Origin of the sequence: Pseudoclavibacter endophyticus (genome assembly GCF_008831085.1) — a bacterium.
In the GTDB taxonomy this organism is placed as follows: Bacteria; Actinomycetota; Actinomycetes; order Actinomycetales; family Microbacteriaceae; genus Pseudoclavibacter; species Pseudoclavibacter endophyticus.
Genome location: NZ_WBJY01000003.1, coordinates 138,660 through 160,210 on the forward strand (window position 1 = coordinate 138,660; position 21,551 = coordinate 160,210).

Annotated in this window: 14 protein-coding genes; 7 read left to right on the top strand and 7 right to left on the bottom strand. The window is 70.9% G+C overall.

What is annotated here, in order from left to right; genetic code table 11:
* Positions 1-51 precede the first annotated feature (51 nt).
* Positions 52-792 carry an aggregation-promoting factor C-terminal-like domain-containing protein gene (locus F8O04_RS12885; RefSeq protein ID WP_225735064.1) on the top strand — a complete coding sequence of 247 codons (741 nt, stop codon included), beginning with the start codon at positions 52-54 and terminating at the stop codon, positions 790-792.
* A 272-nt stretch (positions 793-1,064) separates the two neighbouring features.
* The gene (locus tag F8O04_RS12890) at positions 1,065-1,292 is read left to right on the top strand and encodes a hypothetical protein (RefSeq protein ID WP_158029819.1); all 228 of its coding nucleotides are present in this window, start codon (positions 1,065-1,067) and stop codon (positions 1,290-1,292) included.
* A gap of 79 nt (positions 1,293-1,371) precedes the next feature.
* Here the strand turns inward: F8O04_RS12890 and F8O04_RS12895 are convergent, their stop codons facing one another.
* Both F8O04_RS12895 and F8O04_RS12900 read right to left on the bottom strand, forming a co-directional pair.
* On the bottom strand, positions 1,372-2,418 hold the full coding sequence (locus F8O04_RS12895; protein WP_158029795.1) for an AI-2E family transporter: 1,047 nt from the start codon (positions 2,416-2,418) through the stop codon (positions 1,372-1,374).
* A 147-nt stretch (positions 2,419-2,565) separates the two neighbouring features.
* Positions 2,566-3,888: a DivIVA domain-containing protein gene (locus F8O04_RS12900; RefSeq protein WP_188726443.1), complete on the bottom strand. Its 1,323-nt coding sequence runs from the start codon at positions 3,886-3,888 to the stop codon at positions 2,566-2,568.
* Positions 3,889-4,147: 259 nt separating this feature from the next.
* On the opposite strand from F8O04_RS12900, the gene F8O04_RS12905 reads away from it, so the two are divergent.
* Together F8O04_RS12905 and F8O04_RS12910 are read left to right on the top strand one after the other, a co-directional pair.
* Positions 4,148-6,685, top strand: a complete 2,538-nt coding sequence (locus tag F8O04_RS12905) for a hypothetical protein (RefSeq protein WP_158029797.1) — start codon at positions 4,148-4,150, stop codon at positions 6,683-6,685.
* Positions 6,675-7,736: a tetratricopeptide repeat protein gene (locus F8O04_RS12910; RefSeq protein ID WP_158029798.1), complete on the top strand. Its 1,062-nt coding sequence runs from the start codon at positions 6,675-6,677 to the stop codon at positions 7,734-7,736. Before F8O04_RS12905 ends, F8O04_RS12910 begins: the two co-directional genes overlap by 11 nt.
* Positions 7,737-7,778: 42 nt before the next feature.
* Here the strand turns inward: F8O04_RS12910 and glgB are convergent, their stop codons facing one another.
* From glgB to glgX, 5 genes are all read right to left on the bottom strand, one after another.
* Complete coding sequence (glgB, locus tag F8O04_RS12915; protein WP_225735065.1) at positions 7,779-10,178, bottom strand: 1,4-alpha-glucan branching protein GlgB; 2,400 nt, start codon at positions 10,176-10,178, stop codon at positions 7,779-7,781.
* A 48-nt stretch (positions 10,179-10,226) separates the two neighbouring features.
* The gene (locus F8O04_RS12920; RefSeq protein WP_373285871.1) at positions 10,227-12,404 is read right to left on the bottom strand and encodes an alpha-1,4-glucan--maltose-1-phosphate maltosyltransferase; all 2,178 of its coding nucleotides are present in this window, start codon (positions 12,402-12,404) and stop codon (positions 10,227-10,229) included.
* Between the two features lie 9 nt (positions 12,405-12,413).
* Positions 12,414-14,261 carry a 5-oxoprolinase subunit B/C family protein gene (locus tag F8O04_RS12925; protein ID WP_188726444.1) on the bottom strand — a complete coding sequence of 616 codons (1,848 nt, stop codon included), beginning with the start codon at positions 14,259-14,261 and terminating at the stop codon, positions 12,414-12,416.
* A gap of 10 nt (positions 14,262-14,271) precedes the next feature.
* Positions 14,272-15,096 carry a LamB/YcsF family protein gene (locus tag F8O04_RS12930; protein ID WP_158029800.1) on the bottom strand — a complete coding sequence of 275 codons (825 nt, stop codon included), beginning with the start codon at positions 15,094-15,096 and terminating at the stop codon, positions 14,272-14,274.
* A gap of 113 nt (positions 15,097-15,209) precedes the next feature.
* A complete protein-coding gene (glgX, locus tag F8O04_RS12935; protein ID WP_158029801.1) occupies positions 15,210-17,567 on the bottom strand; it encodes a glycogen debranching protein GlgX in 2,358 nt (785 codons plus the stop codon).
* Positions 17,568-17,698: 131 nt separating this feature from the next.
* Here glgX and F8O04_RS12940 point away from each other — a divergent pair, with 131 nt between their 5' ends.
* The 3 genes from F8O04_RS12940 (at position 17,699) to F8O04_RS12950 (ending at position 21,520) form a co-directional block, all read left to right on the top strand.
* Entirely contained in the window at positions 17,699-18,919 is a 1,221-nt protein-coding gene (locus F8O04_RS12940) for a cysteine desulfurase family protein (protein ID WP_158029822.1), read from the top strand.
* Between the two features lie 49 nt (positions 18,920-18,968).
* Positions 18,969-20,903 (top strand): ABC transporter ATP-binding protein, encoded by a 1,935-nt coding sequence (locus tag F8O04_RS12945; protein ID WP_158029823.1) that lies wholly within the window; start codon positions 18,969-18,971, stop codon positions 20,901-20,903.
* Positions 20,904-21,283: 380 nt separating this feature from the next.
* On the top strand, positions 21,284-21,520 hold the full coding sequence (locus F8O04_RS12950; RefSeq protein ID WP_158029802.1) for a hypothetical protein: 237 nt from the start codon (positions 21,284-21,286) through the stop codon (positions 21,518-21,520).
* Positions 21,521-21,551 lie beyond the last annotated feature (31 nt).

Here is a 21,551-nt window from a genome sequence, read left to right on the forward strand (position 1 = left end):
TCCCGCCCGACCGTTGCTAATCCGTGACCATTCCGTTATCTTCGTACCATCGTGACTTCAACTGAGACGAGCTTCGACATGACCGACCAGCACTTCGCGCGCGTGGGCGCAGTCCGCGCCGTCAGGCCGCGAGCTGCTCGTAACCGCACTGCCAAGGTGCTGGCGCCCGCCGTGGCCTCGTTCGCCATCGCGGGGATCGCGCTCGTCGCGGTCGCCCAGGGCGCTGGCGGTACGCAGGAGGTCTCGAGCGTGCCCTCGATCGACGAGATCGCGCAGGCGCAGGCGCAGGGGTATGGTGCCGCGCTCGTCGGCGACCAGGAGCCCATCGCGGACGACTCGGTCACGACGGATCGCGCGGGCGAGGCGGGCGCAGTCACCGTCACGACACCGGAGCCCAAGCCTGAGCCTGAGCCGATCGAGACCGGATCCGGCACCGATTCCACCGGTGGAAACTCGGGAGGCGCCCCGACTGACGTTGATATGGCTTACGACCCTGACTCATTTAAGGGCTACGCCGCGTCACGGATGGGGGCGTATGGCTGGGGATCCGATCAGATGCAGTGCTTGGATCTTCTGTGGGAGAAGGAGTCGAACTGGAACCCGAACGCTGAGAACCCGTCCGGCGCCTTCGGCATCCCCCAGGCCATGCCGCTTCACTTCCCCAACGGGTGGGGTGAGTTTCGAACGAACGCTTATGTCCAGATTGATTGGGGCTTGAACTACATCGCGGGGAGCAGTTACGGCGCGCCCTGTGCCGCATGGAATCACTCGCAGGCAAACAATTGGTACTAGGTCGGCCGAACGGGCCGGCAGGCCTTTCCGTCGCTGCGGCCACCGGCTGTCGCGGCATGATCCGCTTATCCGTGCATCGCACCTGACCCCTGTCACACCGAAGCCGGGATTCGCGGCCCGGCGGATTGGCGGCCATGCCCCGCTCGAACCGGTCCCGCCGCGGCGGGCGCCCCGCTGAGCGCGGTCCCGGCGGTGGGCGACGGCCCGGCCGCTCCCGGGGCGGTCCCGCCGAGAGCGTCGACCGGGGCGACGATCGTGACGACCTCGGCCGCCTGCTCGAGGGGGCGCGCCGCACCGAGCAGCGGGGCGGCGTCGCCTGGACCGTGCAGCCGATCTCAGCCGCACGCGCGCAGAAGCCGTACTCGTGCCCGGGGTGCGCGCGCAGCATTCAGCCTGGCATCGCCCACGTCGCCGTGTGGCGGGCCGATTTCGTGCTCGGCGATGCGCAGGCGCTCGACGGGCGGCGGCACTGGCACACGCACTGCTGGCGGATCGTCTGACCGGACGCCGCCACGAGCGGGGGAGCGACCAGAGGGGCGAGCTCCGCGCCAGTCTGCGCGAGCGGCCGGCGCGCCGGCCTCACCGCTCGTTCTGCGCCGGAATCACCACCTGTCTCACGATCAGCAAGATGGCCGCGGCGACGGGGATCGCGACGAGCGCGCCCAGCAGGCCGAGGAGCGTGCCGCCGGTCAGCGCCGCGACGACGACGATCGGCCCCGGCACCTTGACGGCGGAGGCCATGACTCGCGGGCTGATGAAATACGCCTCGACCTGCATGTAGACGACGTAGTAGATCGCGAGGATCCACCACGTGTTGGTGCCGGACGGCAACATGAGCAGCTGCGAGAGCACGATGATGACACTGGCCGACAGGGTGCCGACGAGCGGGATCAGGGAGCCGAGGAAGGCGACGAGGGCGCACACCGCGGGGAGCGCCGCGCCCATCGCGGACAACAGGATGAACGTCAGCACGCCGTTGATGACCCCGAGCAGTGTCTGCCCCATGACGTACTTGCCGACCGATCCCGTGATCTGCTCGGTGAGGTCGGCGACGCGCGCGCGGCCCGACGCCGGCGTGAGCTGGTAGAAGACGCGCTTGATGCTGTTCATGCTCGACACGAAGTACAGCGTGAGGATGAACACGATGAGCATGCCGAAAACCGAGCTGACGATCGAGACGCCGACCTGCAGCACGCCGCCGCCGATGATGCCGATATTGTCACGGAGCCAGAGCAGACCGTCGTTGACCGCCTGCTCGACCTGGAGCGCCGGGAAGGTCTGATTCGCCCATTCGATGACATTCGAATTCACGATGTCCTGCACGATGACCGTGTAGCGGTCGGTCAACGTGTTGACCTGCTCGGTGACCGACGGCACCATCGCCCAGATGAGGAGCGCGAGGATCCCGAAGACGACGGTCACGGACGTCAGCATCGCAAGGCTTCGCGGCCAGCGTCGCCGCTCGAGGAAGCCGATGAGCGGCTCGAAGCCCAGCGCGAGGAAGAGCGCGACGCCGATGTAGGTGATGACGGTGCTCAGCGAGGCGATCATGCCGCCGAGCACGAGCGCGGCGAGTACGCCGAGCGTCGCTATGAAGCCGACCCGAAAGGGATTCTCGAGCCGCATCGCTGCACCTCCTGCACATGCGCGCCGCTCGCCGGCGCTCGCCCGAGTCTACGGTGAGCATCGGCCGGATGCGCAGCCATCGCCGTGCGTTACCCGGCGCGTCGCGTTCGGCGTCCGCCCGGCACGCCCCGGGGTGGGGTGTGCCGGCTATGCGCCCGACGCGCCGCTGCTGTCCTTCGCGGGCGCGGACGGTGCGCTCGGGGCTGGGCCCGTGTCGCCGCTCGTCCCGAACGGGCCGCCCTGGAACATCGCCCGGAGCCCCTTGATGTGGTTCTCGATCTCCTCGCGCTGCTCCCGCAGTGTCACGAGCTTCGCCTCTGCCTCCTCGACCGTGGCGCGCATGCGCTTCTCGGTCTCGGCGGCGCGCTCGCGCGCCTGCCGGTTGGCGTTGTCGAGCAGGTCGGCGGCCTGTCGCTCGGCGAGCTCGATCGTCTCCTGAGCGCTGCGGCGGGCATCCGCCTTGAGCTTGCCCGACTCGCGGCGCACGAGCTCTGAGCGCTGGTTGAGGTCGGCGAGTTGCTCGGTCGCGTCATCGATGAGCTTCTTGGCAGCCGCCTCCGCCTTGCGTCCGCCGGCGACGAGCTGCTGCTCGAACTCGGTGCGCCGAGCCGTGAGCTCAACCTCTTGCGCGTTCCGGCCGGCCGCCAGCTCCCGCATCGTCTCCTCACGCTGGGCGTCGAGCTCGGCGGTGACGCGCTGACGCTCGGCATCGATCTCGCGCTGCGCCTGCGCCCGCTTCGTCGCCAGCTCCTGTTCGAGCGCCTCCCGGCGCGTCGCGAGTTCGCGTTCGGCAGCGCCCAACTCGAGCTCGAGGGCGCGGCGGCGCTCGGCGAGGTCGGCCTCGGCTGCGCCGCTGTGGTCGTCGTGCTCTTTGCGCTTGCGCGCGAGCTCGGCCTCGGTCTCGGCGCGCAGCGCGGCGATCTCGCGATCGGTCGAGTGGCGGAGTTCGCGCAGCTCGGTCGTCACCTGGTCTTTGACGGTGTCGATCTCGCGCTGCTGGTTCTCGCGGGTGAGTTCGGCTTCCTGGTTCGCGTTCTCGAGGATCGCGGCAGCTTCATCGCGCGTCTCATCGCGCAGTCGTGCCGCACGCGCTTCGGCGTCGCGTGTGACTCGCTCGGCGTAGTCGTTCGCCTCTTGGTGGATGCGCGCGGCGTTTCGCTCGGCTTCGCCGGAGATCCGCTCCGCCTGGCGATGGGCGTCGGCGACGAGCTTCTCGGCCTGCTGCTGCGCCGTCGCGAGCGTGCCTGCGAGCTTGTTCCCGAGGCCCTCATAACTCGGCTGGGCGCGCTCCCGCAGCTCGCGCTCGAGCTCCTCGATCCGTGCGTGCAGTCGTTCGATCTCCTCGGAGGAGCCTGCTCCCTGAGTGCCCCGCTGCGCCAGCTGGCGCCGCAGATTGCGGATCGCCTCGTCGACCTCTTCGCGGTTGTAGCCGCGCATCGTGGTCGAGAACGTGAACTCCTCGAACGCCATCTGGCCCTCCGTCTCGCCGTCGCCCGGCGGCGCAGAAGATGCCGCGCCCCCAACGCATGCAGTGTAGTGGGCCCGCGTTCGACTCGAGCTTGAGGGCATCCTGCCGTCTGCTTGGCAATACCAGGGTGAACAGCGTGGCTGAGGTACTCTAAAGGGTCAAGAGTGCCGAGAATTTGCCCCAGCGGCTCCCGGCGTCCTCCCTCGAACCGACGGGGGAGAGCGGTTCTCGTCTCCGGCGGTCCGCTCGAGAAGGAGTCACATGCGTTTCATCTTCGCTGGCATCGCCTTCCTCGTCAGTCTCGCTTGCTTCGGCCTCGGGGCGTGGCAGATCGTGCAGGCGCAGTCGTCCGACCACGTGACGGTCGCAGGTTCGTCCACCTCGGGCGCACCGCTCATCGTCGTGCCCTCCGAAACCCTTGTCGACAACGCGGGATCGCAGGCGATCTCGATCCAGGGCGACGGCCCCATCGTCGCGGTCGTCGGTCGTCAGGGCGACATCGCCGGCTGGATCGGCGACACCGCGCACGACCGGGCCGAGATCGACGACGCATCGGGCACCCTCGTGTTCGAGGCTGCCGAGGGCGCCGAGTCGACCGCGCCGAATCCCCTCGGCAACGACCTCTGGTACGAGGAGTACACGGGCGAGGGCGCACTCGAATTCGAAACCGCCCTGCCACCGGGCTTCGCGCTGCTGGTCGCGTCGACCGGCGACGAGGCCGCGCCGAGCCAGCTCTCGGTGTCGTGGCCGCTCGACGGGCGTGCGCCGTGGTCAGGCCCGCTCCTGGTGCTCGGCATCGTCTTCCTCCTCATCGCCCTCGGCCTGCTCCTCTGGGCGCTGCTGAGCATCCGTCGCAGCAGCCGCGCGCGCCGAAGCGGCGTCGACGAGGGGCCGATCCAGCTGCGGCCGTCGACGGCGCCCGCGCCCACAGACGCACCGTCCGACGCGCCGGATGCCCAGCTCGACCCGCGCGATGCCCCACCCCAGCCGGACACGCAGGATGCGGCCGCCACGGGCACGGTACCCACCGTGATGGTCGGCCAAGCCCATGACGACCGTCGGGGCGCCGACACCCCGACGGATGACCGTGCGTGGGTCGACGCGTCGGCGGATGCGGCGGACGCGCACGCGGATGCGGAGCGTGCATGGGATGCTCCGGAGACGCGGGTGAACGACACCGCCCCCTCACCGGCCGCCTTGGCCGAGTCGCCGAGCGTCACGGACGACGATCGGCCCGCCGACGCAGTGAATCCGTGGGCGCCGACGCCGACGCCGACGCCCGAGGCCCCGCCACTCGCCACTCACGGCGTGCCGCCGTCGGTGCCGCCCCCTGCCGAGGCGACGGGGGCACCCGAGCAGCCGGCGCCGGACGAGCCGGCCCCGGCATCCGCCGACCCGACCGCAGCCGCGGGGCCCGAGGTGCCCGAAGCACCGGCCGAGCCGACCCGGGCATCGGCCACCGTGCCGACCGCGGCATCCGTCGATCGGCCTGCTCCTGCCTACGGCATCCGGACCGATGAGCACGCGTCGACGGGCTCCACCGACGGAGCCCCTGAAAGCGACGCCGACGACCGCGACGGCGACGGCGACGGTGACGAGCCAGGCGGCCCGACACTGCCAGCGCCTCCCGCAACTCCTGCCGCGTCGCAGGAGGACACCTCGAAGTGGAAACGGCCTCGCGGGCGCGACCGCAGCAAGGCGCCGAAACGGTCATTCCGTCTCGCGGCCGTGCTGCTCGTCGGCGGCCTCGGCCTGACCGGCTGCTCGGCCGAGATGTGGCCGGAGGCGCTCGGCGGCGCGGAGGAGAACCCGACGGCGACGCCGACGTCGACGATCGACGAAGCGCTGTTGCAGGAGGGCGCGGCGCTCCCCGCGGTGAACGAGGAGCAGCTCAACCGGATCCTCGAGGACGCCCGCGCGCTTGCCGACACAGCCGACGCGGCGCTCGACCCAGCAGGGCTCGACGCGCGCTTCGGCGGGGCGGCCCTCGCATCGCGGGAGGCGTCCTACGCCGCGCTGTCCGCCGACGGCAGCCTTCCCGCGATGACGCCCTTCCCCGCAGGCGCTGTCGTCTATGCCGTCCCGCAGGCAACGAACGAGTGGCCGCGAACCGTTTTCGCCGTCGTCGAGATGGGTGAAGCGGGGGGTGAGGGCGCCGCGCCGGCGGCCCTCATGCTCGTGCAGGAGTCGGCGCGCTCGCCATATCGCGTCGAGGTGCTCACGCAGCTCGCCGCCAACGTCGAGCTCCCCGAGGCGGCGCCGATGGCGATCGGTGCGCCGGGAATCGCCGACATCGACTCGTCACTGGCGGTCGCCTCCGGCGACCTCGCGTCCCAGTACGGCGACATCGTGCTGCACGGCGCCGAGTCTCCCTACGCCGCGGCCTTCGCGATCGAGAGCGACACGTTCCTGCCGCAGGTCGATCAGTCGTACCGCGACTCGAAGCTCGCCGAGATCGATCTCGCGGCCTCGCGCCTCGAGTTCGCCAACCGGCCGGCGGCGCATGAGCCGCTCGGCGTCGGTACCCTTGACGGCGGCGCGATCGTCGCGATCACGATCGAAGAGATCGAGACGTTCTCGGCCCGGACGCAGCTCGCGACGCTCTCGGTGACGGGTCGGGCGGCCGCACTCGCGGGAACAGGCGAGTCGCCGTACGGGTTTGAGAGCATTTACAGCGACCAACTGTTGTTCTACGTGCCGTCCGCAGAAGCCGGCGGACAGGTGCAGTTTCTGGGGTACTCGGCCGTCATGACGAGTGCCCGCACACTCGACGAATCTGAGGTGACGTATGACTCCTGACCCCACCCCACCAGCAGGTCTTGCCGGAGCGGTCGACCTGTCGTCCCTCGTGCAGCGCGCTGAACAGCAGCGACAAGGCTCGGCACGATCAGGCGCGGCCGCTCAGGAGGGAGCGCCGGGAACGGCGGGAACGCCTTCGGGCTCCACGGCGGGCGGCGCCGCCCCGGTAGACGGCGACGAGCAGGCGCGAGCGCAGCAGGCCGCCGCCGGCGCCGAGCCGATCGCACGCCTCGCCGACGCCGTCGTCGACGGTGACGAGCAGACGCTGCAGCAGTTCATGCAGCTCTCGCAGTTCATGCCGGTGCTCGTCGAGATGCATGCGAAGTGGTCGAGCGAGGCACAGGCGCTGTCGCCCGTGCTCGCACGGCTCGTGCGCGCACAGCGCGGCCGGCTGGTGCTGATCCGCGTCGACCTCGACGCGAACCCGTCGCTCGGGCAGCAGCCGCAGGTGCTCGGCATCATCGGTGGGCGCCCGCTGCAGCTGTTCGCCGGCAATCCGCCCGAGGAGCAGATCACGCAGCTGCTGAGCGAGATCATGCAGGTGGCCGAGCAGCAGGGCATGCGCGGCTTCGTCGAGATCGAGGGCGAGGACGCTGCCGCCGACGACGACGAAACGGCCGCGGCCCCTGAGCCGGAACTGCCCCCGCTGCACCGGGAGGCCTACGAGGCCGTCGATCGCGGTGACTACGAGGCCGGTCTCGCAGCATTCGACAAGGCGATCGCGCAGAACCCGGCCGACGACGACGCACGGGCCGGCCGCGCACAGGTCGCGCTGTTGCAGCGACTGCACGGGAAGACGCTCGAGGAGATTCGCGCGGCGGCCGCCGATGCTCCCGACGACCTCGACGCCCAGCTCGATATTGCCGACCTGGATGTTTCCGGCGGCCACGTCGAGGACGCCTTCGACCGGCTCCTCTCGCGGTTCCCCACGCTCGACGCCGACGGCAAGAAGCGGGTGCGCGAGCGGCTGCTCGACCTGTTCCTGGTGGTCGGCCCGGCGGATCCGCGCGTCGCCAAGGCTCGCGCGCGCCTCACGAACCTGCTGTTCTGAGGCGCCGCGCGGGTGAGGCGCTCGCTCCTTCGCGCGGCGGCGCTAGCTGTCCGCGGGGCGCAGCCAGACCGCGGCAAGCGGGGGCACCGTGAGGTGCGCCGACTGATCGAACCCGTCGAGCGGCTCGGGCGCCGTGCGTACCCCGTCCGGATTCCCCACTCCCGACCCGCCGAGTTCGGCGTCGTCGGTGTTGAGCACCTCGACCCACCGACCGGCGCGGGGCAGCCCGATGCGGTAGTCGCGCAGGACTTGGTTCGAGAAGTTGAAGACCATGGCGACCGAATCGCCCTGCGCATCCCGGCGCAGGAATGCGAGAACCGAGTTGCCGGCGTCGCCGCCGTTGATCCACTGCAGCCCGGCGGGGTCGTGATCGAGCTCCCACAGCGCTGGGGTGGAGCGGTACAGCGCATTGAGCCGTGCGATCGTCGACGCGACGCCGCGATGCGGCGGCTGATCCATCAACCACCAGTCGAGGCCGCGCTCCTCGCCCCACTCGCTCGGCTGCCCGAACTCCTGCCCCATGTACAGCAGCGGCTTGCCGGGATGGCCCCACTGGTAGGCGTAGAAGAGGCGGAGATTGGCGAGCTTTTGCCAGTGGTCGCCCGGCATCTTCGTGAACATCGAGCCCTTGCCGTGCACGACCTCATCGTGCGAGATCGGCAGCACGTACTGCTCGCTCCACGCGTAGACGAATGAGAACGTCAGCTCCCCGTGGTGGTAGCTGCGGTAGAGCGGGTCGTTCGCGATGTACCGCAGGTTGTCGTTCATCCAGCCCATGTTCCATTTGAGGCCGAAACCGAGCCCACCCGCCGAGGTGGGGCGCGTGACGCCGTCGAAGCTCGTGGATTCCTCGGCGATCATGACGATGCCGGGATGCTCACGGTAGGCGGTCGCGCAGGCCTCCTGCAGGAACGCGATCGCCTCGAGGTTCTCGCGGCCGCCGTGGATGTTCGGCACCCACTCCGTGCGCGAATAGTCGAGATACAGCATGGAGGCGACGGCGTCGACCCGGAGTCCGTCGATGTGGAACTCGTCGAGCCAGTAGAGGGCGTTCGCCACGAGGAAGTTGCGCACCCGGGAGTCGCCGAAGTTGAACACGTACGTTCCCCAGTCGGGTTGTTCGCCGAGGCGGGGATCGCCGTGCTCGTAGAGCGCCTCGCCGTCGAAACGTCCGAGGGCGAAGGCGTCTTTCGGGAAGTGCCCCGGCACCCAGTCCATGATCACGCCGTAGCCCGCCTGGTGCAGCCGGTCGATCAGATACCGGAGGTCATCGGGCGTGCCGAGCCGCGCGGTCGGTGCGTAGTAGCCGGTCACCTGGTAGCCCCATGAGGGGCCGTAGGGGTGTTCGGCGAGCGGCATGAACTCGACGTGGGTGAATCCGAGGTCGTCGAGATAGGGAATGAGCGCGTCGGCGAGTTCCCGGTAGCTGAGACCTGGGCGCCATGAGAGGGCGTGCAATTCGTAGACGCTCATGGGCGCGGTGTGCGGGTCGGTCTCGGCACGGCGGCGCATCCACTCGTCGTCGCCCCATTCGTGCGCGGGCGGTGCCGACACGATCGATGCGGTGTGCGGCGGCCGCTCGGTGCGCTGCGCGACGGGGTCCGCCTTGTCGATCCAGGCGCCTTCCCGAGTGAGGAGCTGGAACTTGTAGACGGCGCCCGGCTCGACGTCGGGGATGAAGAGCTCCCAGATGCCCTGGCCATTGAGCCGACGCATGGCGTGTCGCCCGCCGTCCCACTCGTTGAACGTCCCGATGACGCGCACGGCGCGGGCGTGGGGGGCCCACACGGCGAAGGCGGTGCCGCGCGACGTGCCGACCGTGCCGGCGTGCTCCCGGACGTGCGCGCCGAGCACGTCCCACAGGCGTTCGTGGCGTCCCTCACCGAGCAGGTAGAGGTCGAGATCGCCGACGGTCGGCATGAAGCGGTACGGGTCGTCGCGCACGTCGATGTGGTCGCCGTAGCGGGCCTCGATCACGTAATCGTCGAACTCGCCGTCGTGCGCGCCCTCCCAGATGCCGTGCGCGAGGTGATCGAGGCGCACGCGCGCGCCTGACGACAGCACGGCGGTGACGGCGTCGGCGAGCGGCCGGCGCGCGCGGATGACGGTACCGCTCCGCCCCCCGCCCGGCGAGGTGCGCGGGTGCTGGCCGAGGACGGAGTGCGGGCCCGAGTGGCGCCCCTCGGCGACCGCGAGCAGTTCGTCGTCTGACGGGTGGGCGGCCTCGGCCGCCGTGAGGGTCGTCCGGTCAGGGTCCGCCTGCGGCGCACTCGCGGCGACGGCATCTCCCGGATCAGCAGCGCTGCCGCCGGTCGCAGCCCCGCCACCGGTCGCTCCGACACCACCCGCGGCATCGGGCCCAACCGCACTCGGCACGAGCGCATCCGGTATCGCCCGCATCGCCAGGTGCGGGCGTCGGGGCTGGTCGTTGTCGTACGGCATGTGGTTCTCCGAGGGAAGTCGGTGGGGTCGGTCGGGATCGGATGGCGCTCAGGCCGTGCGGCCGCGCACGTGGAGCACGTGAGCAGGCTGCTCGCGGGGGTCGAGCCGCACATAGTTGTCATCGCCCCAGTTCCACACCCGGCCGGTCAGCAGGTCCTCGACGTCGAATCGGTCGCCTGGTACGAGACCGAGGCGCTCGAGGTCGAGGTGCACGGTGGTCTCGTGCGCGACGTAGGGATCGACCGTGGCAATAACGATGATCGTGTCGGCGACGCCCGCCGGGTTGTGCTCGGCGGCGAGGTGCTTCGAGAACGCGACGATGCTGTCGCCGTCGGTCTCGTGCACCTCGAGGTTGCGCAGCTGCTGCAGCGCGGGGTGTGCGCGCCGGATCTCGTTGAGCCGTGTGATGAAGGGGGCGAGCGAGCGGCCGACAGCCTCCTCGGCGGCCCAGTCACGCTGCTTGTACTCGTACTTCTCGTTGTCGAGGTTCTCTTCGCTGCCGGGGCGGGCGACATTCTCGATGAGTTCGTAGCCGGCGTACATGCCCCACAGTGGTGAGCCCATTGCGGCCATGATCGCGCGGATGCGATAGGCGGGAGGGCCACCGAGCTGCAGGTACTCGGTGAGGATGTCGGGCGTGTTCACGAAGAAGTTGGGGCGGAGGAAATCGCTCGTCTCTTTCGAGACCTCGGTGAGGTACTCCTCGAGCTCCTCTTTCGTGTTGCGCCACGTGAAATACGTGTACGACTGCTGAAAGCCGACCTTCGCGAGCGCCTGCATCACGGCCGGCCGCGTGAAGGCCTCCGAAAGGAAGATGACGTCGGGGTGCTTCGCGCCTACCTCGTGAATCACCCACTCCCAGAACTGCAGCGGCTTGGTGTGCGGATTGTCGACACGGAACAGCGTCACGCCGAACGAGATCCAGTATTCGAAGGTATCGAGCACCTCTTGATAGAGGCCGTTGCGATCGACGTCGAAGTTGAGGGGGTAGATGTCCTGGTACTTCTTCGGCGGGTTCTCGGCGTACGCGATCGACCCGTCCGGCAGCACCGTGAACCACTCAGGGTGTTCCGTCACCCAGGGGTGGTCCGGCGCCGCCTGCAGCGCGATGTCGAGGGCCAGCTCGAGCCCGTTGTCGCGGACGACACGCACGAAGTCGCGGAAGTCGTCCTCCGTTCCCAGGTCGGGGTGAATGCTGCGGTGACCGCCTTCGGCCGCACCGATCGCCCAGGGCGAGCCGGGGTCGCCGGGGCCCGCCGTGAGCGTGTTGTTTGGGCCTTTCCGGTTCGTGCGTCCGATGGGGTGGATCGGAGGCAGGTAGAGCACGTCGAAGCCCATGCGGGCGACCTCGGGCACGCGCTTCGCGGCCGTGCCGAACGTGCCACTGCGCCAGGATCCGTCCGGCTGCCGCTCCGCGCCCTCCGACCGGGGGAAGAACTCGTACCAGGCGCCAGTTCCGGCCAGGCGTCGTTCGACCTTCAGGTGCCGCTTGTCTGAGCGGGTCAGGAGGGAGCGGACCGGGTGGGCGTCGAGGATGCTCGTGATCGCGTCGTCCATGAGGGCAGCGAAGCGCTCGTCCGGGGTCGCCGACGCGACGCGCGCGCGCTCGGCGGCGGCGCGCAACGCCGCGGCGTCGTCGGCGCCCAGTTGGGGGTCGCGGGTGGCGGCGTCGAGCACGCGGGCGCCCTGCTCGAGCATGACCTCGACGTCGATGCCGGCGGGGATCTTGATGCCCGCGTTGTGGCGCCACGTCGCGACATCGTCGCCCCACGCCTCGACGTGCCAGGTGTGCAGGCCGGCCTCGGCCGGTTGCACCGTCGTCTCCCAGCGGTCGGTGCCGGGGGCGCCGGGCTGCATGCGAACCCGCCGAGTCCGGCCCGACGGCGAAGCGATCACGAGCTCGACCCCGATGCGGTCGTGGCCCTCGCGAAATGCCACGGCCGAGAACGGCACGACGTCGCCCTCGTAGCTCTTGGCGGGGAAGAGGTTGTCGGCCAGCTGCGGCCGGAGATCGAGGATCGGGATGCGCCCGATGACGGGGCGGTACGAGCCCGGGAAGTCTGCGTCGGCGGGAGCACCCGCGGGGCTCGCCGCCGTCGGGGCATTCGTCGGAGCACCGATCGTGACCGGTGCGGTGGCGCCCGCGTCGGCGGGGAACCCGGCGGCGTGCCGCGGGGCGTGCTCGTCATTGAACGGGGGAGTGCTCGAATCTGGGATCGCTGCCACGTTGTGACGCTACCAAGCGCCGATGACATCGAGGTGGTCGCCCGGTGATTGCGACACCAGCCGAACGCATCGGCCGGGTGCGAGGCGCGCCAGGACATCGAGCGATGCCGGCGAGATCACGCCGACAACGGGGTAGCCGCCTGTGACGGGATGGTCGCGCCCGAAGACGACGGGCCCGCCGCCGGGCGGCACCTGCACGGCGCCGGGAACGACGCCCTCGCTCGCGAGCTCCGCGTCGGCGACGTGCTCGAGCGGCGGGCCGTCGTCGGTGACGAGATCCGGGTCGGCGGGCTCGAGGCGCACGCCGATCCGGTTGGAATCGGGACGGATGCGCCACACGAGTTCCGTGAGCCGCATCCGCGAGTGAGGGGTGAGCCGGTCCAGGCGGGGGCCGGGCTGCAGGGTCAGCGGGGCGGGCTCGTTGACCGTCGCGGGCGGCAACGGGGGATCGGGTTCGGCGGTGCCGACGGCAGCGTGTACCCGGGCGGCGGCGGGCACGCAGAGCTCGTCGCCGCCCGTGACCGGGAGCGGGCCGAGGCCGGAGAGCAGGTCGCGCGACCGGCTGCCGAGGACGACTGGCGCCGCGATGCCACCACGGACCCCGAGGACGGCGCTCCAGGCGCCGCCGTCGACGTCGAGGTCGACGGCGATCGCGTCGCCCGCGTGCAGTAGGAGCGGCGCGCCGCTCGCTGCGTCGACGATGCGCGGAGCGTCGGCGTCGCCGACGGGCTCGGCGCATGGCGGTAGCTCGTCGCCTGCGGGCGTCCAGTCGGCCCAGCGGCCCCAATCGGCGCGCGCGAGATCCGCGACGCGCGGCGATTCCCCCCGCGCGAGCGAGCGGTGCGTCGGTGCGCGCGTGATCGTCACCCGGCACGGTGCGCCGGTGACGGCGACGATCGTGTCGCGGACGGCCGTCGCGCGGAACCCGCCGGAGGCGCCGGTTCCGGCGAGTTCGATCGCAGCGGCGCCGGCGGGGTTGCCCACGAGTCGGTTCGCGCGGCGAAGCGATTCCCGGTCGGCCGCGCCCGAAGCTGGCACGCCGACGCCGGCGTATCCCGGGCGTCCGAGGTCCTCGACGAGCGCGAGGCCGCCGGGCCGGTCGACGCGAAGCGCCGGCACTCCGGCGGCGGACGCCGGCTGTCGCTCCGCTCCCGCGGTGTCCGGGGGCGCAGCGCCGCGCACGAGCTCTCGCACCGGCCGGAATCGCACGCGTGTGCCGGGCGGCAGCAGCGCCGGCGGCTCGCGCTCGGGTCGCCACAACTCGGCGTCGGTCCGACCGAGCAGGTGCCATCCGCCGGGCGATGCGCCGGGATAGACGGCGGAGAATCCGCCCGCGATCGCGACCGATCCGGCGGGCACAGTCGTGCGCGGCGTCGCGCGGCGCGGCAGTGTGAGCCGGTCGTCGCCGCCCGCGAGGTACGCAAATCCCGGCGCGAAGCCGATGAAGGCGCTCGTCCAGGGGCTGCCGGTGTGCGCCGCCACGACGGCTGATCGCGACATGCCGAGCGCCGCGGCCACCGCATCCAGATCGTCGCCGTCGTACACGACGCCGATCTCCACCGTGCCGAAGGAGCGCGCTGCATCGCCCTCGTCCACCCGACGCGCCGGCGCCGCCTCCGTGCCGACCAGCGCGGCGATCCGTGCGCGGGCTGCCGTGGCGTCGAGCCCGGTCGCGAACCGGCACAGCACCGTCCGCGCGGCGGGGAGCAGCTCGGTGAGCCCACGAGGCGGATCAGCGGCGATCCGTGCCCGCAGGGCCATGGCCGCCGCGAGCGACGGCGACTCGACGATGAGGGCCTCGCTCCCGACGGGCAGCAGGCGGGGGCCGTCGGGGCCGTCGCTCGTCTTCGCGGTCACGGCGAGCCCGTCACGCCGTGCCCGGCCGCGCCGCCCCACGCGGCGCCGGCGAGGCGAACGGCGCGATCTCGACGCCGGCGGCGACCAGTGCATCCCGGATCGCGCGGGCGAGCCTCGGCGCGCCGGCCGTGTCGCCGTGCAGGGACAGGCTGTCGCCCGCCACTTCGACGATCGAGCCGTCGACCGCCTCGACGACCCGCTCGACGGCGAACCGCACGGCGCGCCGGGCGACGATGGCCGGGTCAGTCACGAGGGCGTCGGGGTCGCCCCGGGGCACGAGCCCTCCGGTCGGCAGGTAGCCGCGGTCGGCGAACACCTCGTGGGCGACGCTGATCCCGCGCTCGCGGGCCAGCTCTCCGGCGAGCGAACCGGGCGCCACGAGGAGGATCAGCGGCGCGCCGCCGGCATCGCTTCCCGTCCCCGACGTCGCGATGCCGTCGACAAGCGCCTCCGCCTGCCCCCGATTCGTGGCCACGGCGTGGTACAGGGCGCCGTGCGGCTTGACGTACCGGACGGCGCCGCCGACGCTGCGGGCGATCGATGCGAGCGCGCCCAGCTGGTAGATCGTCTCGGCGCGCAGGTCCCGGGGCGCGACCTCGATGAAGCGGCGCCCGAAGCCGGCGAGGTCGCGGTAGCCGACGTGGGCGCCGATGGCGACCCCGGCATCCACCGCCGCGCGGCACGTGTCGACCATGCCCGCGGGGTCGCCGGCGTGGAATCCCGTCGCGATGTTCGCGCTCGACACCGAGGCGAACATGGCGGCGTCATCGCCGAGTGTCCACCGCCCGAAGTGCTCGCCGGCGTCGCAGTTGAGGTCGATCCGCAGCGTGCCCATCGCTCAATTCTGCCGTGCCGAGCATCCGGCTCGCGCGACCGGGCGCCACGATGACACGCGCGCCACGATGAGCGAGGAACGGACCGTCCCAACGCGTTCGGTGGCGGGGTGGCCTACCGCGGTACGGCGGCGTAGATGCGGATGCTCGGGCCCTGCACGCGCAGCGACGCGCCCGGCAGCGCCCGGGCGTGCAGGGGCGCCTCGACATCGGAACCGGTCCAGATGTCGCCGATGCGTTCGGCCGCCGAGTCCCACAGCAGCGAGTACTCCGCGACGGCGCCCGGGTCGGGAAGCCGCACGATGGCCGTGTCCTCCGTGCCGTGCACGATGATCAGCAGCTCGTCGAGCGCGTAGCCGTGCGGCACGGCATCCCGGCCGACGCCCCGGCCCGCGAGTCCGAGCGCGTCGGGGACGGTCGGCGCGTCGTCGTACGCGTCCGCTGGCGTCTCGGCGAGGGCCTGTCCGCCGTGCGAGGCCTCCCGGCGCTCGCGTTCGAGTCGCTTAGTCGGGCGCGGCTCGGGAGCCTGACGCTCGTCGACGCGAACGAGTGTCGAGGCGAGGCACTGCACCGTCCGGGTGGCGGGGTCGTTCCACTGCTCGTCGCCCATGGGGTCGCCGAGGGCGCCGTACCAGTCCTTCCGGGTCGCGGCGAACACGACCTCGTCGCCGTGGTTGAACACGCGCGGCCGCAACACCGGGTGCGTGCGTCGCAGCTCGAGGAGGCGGGCGACGTGCTGCCGTTGCGCGAGCCCAGCCTCGTCGACGTTCCAGTCGAACCAGATCGTCGGGGTGTCCTGGTTGTAGGGGTTGTTGTTGCCGCCCTGGGAACGGGCGACCTCGTCTCCCATCGTGAGCATCGGCACGCCGGCGCTGGTCAGCAGCGTGCCGAGCAGATTGCGCATCGCGAGCCGCCGGTCGGCCTCGATGGCGGGGTCGCGAGACGGTCCCTCGTAGCCGAAGTTGTAGGAGCGGTTGTCGTTCGTGCCGTCGCGGCCGAGCTCGCCGTTGAGGAGATTGTGCTTCACGTTGTACGACACGAGGTCGCGCAGGGTGAAACCGTCGTGGGCCGTCACGAAGTTCACGCTCCCGAGCGGCCCCCTCGAGTCGTCGAACAGATCGGACGAGCCGGATGCCGCCGTCACGATGCGCCCGACCCCGGCCGGGTGGGTGCCGGTGTGGCGCGCGTGGGCGATGTCGCTCACCCAGAACGAGCGGGCCGCGTCGCGGTATCGGTCGTTCCACTCGGACCAGCCGACGGGGAAATTCCCCGTCTGCCAGCCGCCCATCCCCACGTCCCACGGCTCGGCGATGAGTTTCGCGACCTCGAGGCGCTCATCGTCGGCGATCGCGGTGAGCAGCGGATGCTCCTGCTCGAACTCGACGCCGCCGTTGCGCGCGAGCGTCGCGGCGAGGTCGAACCGGAACCCGTCGATTCGGTACTCGCTCACCCAGTGCCGGAGCGAGTCGAGCACGAGCTGCTGCACGATCGGGTGCGAGGCGTTGATCGAGTTGCCGCATCCGGTCACGTCGATCGGGGTGCCGTGGTCGTCGAGCCGGTAATAGGCGCCGTTGTCGATGCCGCGGAACGAGATCGTCTCGCCGCCCTGGCCCTCCTCCGCCGTGTGGTTGTAGACGACGTCGAGGTACACCTCGATGCCGGCCTCGTGCAGGTTCCGCACCATGCCCTTGAACTCGCGCGCGATCGCCTCGTGCCCGGCGGCTCGCGCCGCGGGCGACGCGTAGGCCGCGTGCGGCGCGAAGAACCCGACGGTGTTGTATCCCCAGTAGTTCGTCAGCCCCGCCCGGCGCAGGTGTCCCTCGGACGCGAAGGCGTGCACGGGCAGGAGCTCGACGGCGTTGACGCCCGTCTCGCGCAGGTACCTGATGGTCTCGGGATGCGCGAACCCGGCGTAGGTGCCCCGCAGCTCGGGCGGCAGGTGCGGGGCGAGCCCCGTGAAACCGGCGAGGTGGGCCTCATACACGACGACCTCGTCGAGACTTCGTGCGGGGTGGTCGATGCCGCCCCAGTCGAAGGGCTCATCGGCGACGACGACGCCCGTGAAGCGCGGCGAAGGCCCGACCCGCGAGTCGTCTCGCCCGGCCGGCAACGGCTCGATGCCGCGCGCGTACGGGTCGAGCAGCAGCGCGTCGGGGTCGAAGGCGCACGCGGGGTCGTCGGGGCCGTCCGCGCGGATGGCGTACCGGCGGCCGGAGTGCAGGCCAGCGGTCGCGACCTCCCACACGTCGTCGTCGCCGGCCGACATCGCGAGCGTGTCGTCGATGCGGCCGTCCGCAGCCAGTAGGACGAGCTCCATCGAGGTCGCGCTCGCCGACCAGACGCGCAGTCGAGGGCCGTGGGGGCCCTGCGTGACGCCCAGTTCGGGCGCGAAGGAAGGGCGCCCGGCGGCGCCGTCGCCTGGAGCGAGGAGCGGGCGGTCGGTGCCGGTGCGGTTCGGGGGCTGCAGTTCCATCGTCGTAGTCTTGGGGCCGTGGGCGGACGAGCCCGGGCGAAGGACCCGCGGCTGGCCGGCCCGATCGGCCGGACCAGGGTGAACGTCTCATCCTAGGTGCCGCGCGGCAGATGCGACGGGAGGGCTGGGGCGTGGCGGTGTATCTCGATCACGCGGCGACGACCCCGATGCGGCCGTCCGCGCGCGAGGCCTACCTCGAGGCGCTGGGCCTCGTCGGCAATCCGGCATCGGTGCACGCGCACGGCCAGGCGGCGCGTCGCCTGCTCGAAGACGCACGCGAAGACATTGCCGCCGCGCTCGGTTGCGACCCCGTCGAAGTCGTCTTCACGTCGGGGGGGACGGAATCGATCAACCTCGCCGTCAAGGGATTGTTCTGGAGCGCGAACGTCGACACGTCACCGACGTCGCCTGTGGGTCGGGCTGGCATCCTGCTCACACCGGCGGAGCACCACGCGACGCTCGACGCCGTCGACTGGCTCGTGCGCCGCCAGGGGGCCGAGGCGAGCTGGCTCGAGGTCGACGGCGACGCCGTCCTGCGCCCCGAGACGGTGGCCGCGGCGGTCGATGACGCAGAGGTCGGTGCCGCGCGACCAGCTCTCCTCACGACGGTGCTCGCCAACAACGAGGTGGGCGCAGTGCAGCCCATTCGTGCGATCGCGCGGGAGGCGCGCCGGGCGGCGGTTCCCGTGCACGTCGACGCGGTGGCGGGCTTCGGTCACGTGCCCGTCTCGCTCCGCGAGTGGGGCGTGGATGCGGTGAGCGTCTCGGCGCACAAGATCGGAGGCCCCGTCGGTATCGGGGCGCTCGCGGTCGCGCGCGGCGCGACGCTCGAGGCGCTCCACCACGGCGGGGGGCAGCAGCGCGCTCTGCGGTCGGGGACGCAGGACGTCGCGGCGGCTGCGGCCTTCGCGGCGGCGGTGCGCGACGCGGTCGCCGATGGCGAGGCCGAGCGTGCGCGCGTGCGCGTCTTGCGGGATCGCCTGGTCGCGGGGCTGCTCGCGGCCGAGGTGGGCGCGACCCTCCGGGGGCCCGCCCTCGACGCGACGCTCGACGATGACGGAACCGGGGTGCCCGCCCGCATCGACGCGAACGCGCACGTCACGGTCGAGGGCGTCGCGGGCGAGACGCTGCTGTTCACCCTCGACATGGCGGGCGTTTCGGTCTCGACCGGCAGTGCATGCCAGGCGGGCGTGACCGAGATCTCGCACGTCGTCCGGTCCATGGGGCTCGACGAGCCGACCGCGCGCGGTGCCGTGCGCTGCACGCTGGGCCCGATGACGACCGATGCCGACATCGACCGCTTCCTCGCGGTGCTGCCGGCCGCGGTCGCGAGGGCGCGGGCGGCGTCGTGACCGTGGCGAGGGAAGGCCGGCCGGCAGCCCCGGCGTGTCGCGCATGGTGATGACGGGAGGCGCGCCCGCGGGCGGGCCGGCTCGGGGCGGCTCGCGCATGCGCGACGAGTCGGCGCAGCGCGCGGCGAACGCCGAGGCACCCCGCATCCCGAACCTGTGGCACCGCATCGGCGCGATGTTCGTGCCGTATCGCGGGCTCATCTCGATTGCCGTGGCGCTCGTGCTCGTCAATGCGGGACTCAGCGTGCTTCCGCCGCTGCTGACGCAGCAGGCTTTCGACCGCGGGCTGTTCCCCGTCGGCGGCGGCGGCCCCGACGTCCCGGCGCTCGCGCGCATCCTCGTCATGATGTTCGTGCTCGCGATCGCGACCAACGCGATCGGCATCGCACAGAGCTCCCTCACGGCCCGCGTCGGCAACTCGCTCATGGGGGATCTGCGCGTGCGGTTGTTCGAGCACTTGCAGCGAATGGACATCGGCTTCTTCACCCGCACGAAGACGGGGGTCATCCAGTCGCGGCTGCAGAACGACGTCGGCGGGGTCGCCTCGACGCTGCAATCGATGATCACGAGCGTCGTGGGCAACACCGTGACCGTGATCGCCTCGATCGTCGCCATGCTCCTGTTGAGCTGGCAGCTCACGATCGTGGCGCTCGTGCTCATGCCGGTGCTCGTGCTCGTGCAGCGGCGGGTCGGGCAGGTGCGGGCCCGCATCGCCACGGCCACGCAGGAGTCGTTGAGCGATATGACGGCCATAACGCAGGAGTCGCTCGGCGTCTCAGGCATCCTGCTCGCGAAGTCGTTCGGTCGGCAGCAGGCCGAGAGCGAGCGATTCCGGGCCGTCAACCGCACGCAGATCGCCCTGCAGATCCGCCAGGCGATGAGCGGTCAGGGATTCTTCGCCCTCGTCTCGATCATCTTCGCGCTTGTGCCCGTCGGCATCTACGGGGTGTCGGCGTGGCTGCTCACGGATGGCGTCGAACTCACCGCGGGCACCATCGTCGCGTTCACGACGGTTCAGGCGCGGCTCTCGATGCCGCTCGTCGGCCTCATGCGCGTCGCGCTCGACGTGCAGACGTCGTCGGCGCTCTTCGCGCGCATCTTCGAGTACCTGGACCTCACGCCGGCGATCACGCCGAAGGCGGGCGCGCGCGCTGTCGATCGCGATCGGCTCGGCGACGTGGCGTTCGAGCACGTGACGTTCCGGTACTCGGATGCGGCACCGGATGCGGCACCCACGCTCGACGATGTGAGCTTCACCGTGCGCCCCGGCGAGATGGCGGCGTTCGTCGGCCCATCGGGGGCAGGGAAATCGACGATCGCGATGCTCGTGCCCCGGTTCTACGAGGCCGAGCGCGGCACGGTCCGGTTCGCGGGCGACGACGTGCGCGACCTTGACCCGCTCGAGCTTGTCGAGCACATCGGCATCGTGTCGCAGGACACGTACCTGTCGCACGCGACCATCGCGGAGAACCTCCGCTACGCCAAGCCCGATGCGAGTGACGCCGAACTCGCAGACGCCTGCAGACGCGCAGCGATCCACGACACCATCGCAGCGTTTCCGGACGGCTACGACACGGTCGTCGGCGAGCGAGGCTACCGGTTGTCCGGCGGCGAGAAGCAGCGCATCGCGATCGCGCGCGTGATGCTGAAGGACCCGGCGGTGCTCGTGCTCGATGAGGCGACGAGCGCTCTTGATTCGATCGCCGAGCGCCACGTGCAGCAGGCGCTCGACGCGGCGGCGCGCGGGCGGACGGTCATCGCGATCGCTCACCGGCTCGCGACGGTGCGGGACGCCGACGTCATTCACGTGGTCGACGGCGGCCGCATCATCGATCGGGGCACCCACGATCAGCTCATCGCCCGCGGCGGCGTCTACGCCCGGCTGTACAGCGAGCAGCGGAGCGACCCGGGGCGCGCGGGCGCTGGGGGCCCTGCGGGCGCCACTGGCCCTGCGGGCTCCGCGGGCACCATGGACCCTGGATGACGGAACGTCCGGTCCGCGCAGGAGCGCCGCCGTCGAAGTGCGGGGCCACATGCGGAGGGCGCATCCCTGGGCACGGCGACACGCCCGGGGTACCGCGCCGTTTGCCCCCGTCGGCCGAAGCGTCGTAAGGTTTTACCTCGTTGCCCCAAAGGCAGGGAGGCGCCGAGAGCGTCACCCCCTCAAGCCGGCAGCTAAGCGGGTTTCACCCCGCGTTCACTCCACGCCGACGAACGTCGCCACGCAGTGAACATTTTCGATCAAGCCGCAGATGCGGCGAAGATCACCAGGAGCTCGTCCGTACGGAGAGCACCTGTTCTGCGACGCACGACGACCACTAGGTCCGAAGCGCGACACGCAGTCAGGAGCTTGACGAACATAGTGTGACGAAGTATCCTGTCGAGGTTGCTCGTACTGAAAGCCGTGAGGCTGGTGGTGCGGTGCGTCCGATCCTTGAGAACTCAACAGCGTGCACACATTGTCAAATGCCAAATTATTTGGCCTGGTGGTGTCCTTTTTGGATGCTTCAGGTTTTTTTTGGATTGATGGATCGTCAGTATGATGGTTTGTTAGTCTGGATCATTCTCTGCATTTGCGTGCTGCGTTTTCGTGGTGCGTGAGTGTTTTTGTTTTTTATGGAGAGTTTGATCC

Excerpts from the sequence above, each read along its gene's own strand:
- F8O04_RS12895 (WP_158029795.1), bottom strand. The coding sequence starts at position 2,418 with ATGCGGCTCGAGAATCCCTTTCGGGTCGGCTTCATAGCGACGCTCGGC.
- F8O04_RS12900 (WP_188726443.1), bottom strand. The coding sequence starts at position 3,888 with ATGGCGTTCGAGGAGTTCACGTTCTCGACCACGATGCGCGGCTACAAC.
- F8O04_RS12905 (WP_158029797.1), top strand. The coding sequence starts at position 4,148 with ATGCGTTTCATCTTCGCTGGCATCGCCTTCCTCGTCAGTCTCGCTTGC.
- F8O04_RS12910 (WP_158029798.1), top strand. The coding sequence starts at position 6,675 with ATGACTCCTGACCCCACCCCACCAGCAGGTCTTGCCGGAGCGGTCGAC.
- glgB (WP_225735065.1), bottom strand. The coding sequence starts at position 10,178 with ATGCCGTACGACAACGACCAGCCCCGACGCCCGCACCTGGCGATGCGG.
- F8O04_RS12930 (WP_158029800.1), bottom strand. The coding sequence starts at position 15,096 with ATGGGCACGCTGCGGATCGACCTCAACTGCGACGCCGGCGAGCACTTC.
- glgX (WP_158029801.1), bottom strand. The coding sequence starts at position 17,567 with ATGGAACTGCAGCCCCCGAACCGCACCGGCACCGACCGCCCGCTCCTC.
- F8O04_RS12945 (WP_158029823.1), top strand. The coding sequence starts at position 18,969 with ATGACGGGAGGCGCGCCCGCGGGCGGGCCGGCTCGGGGCGGCTCGCGC.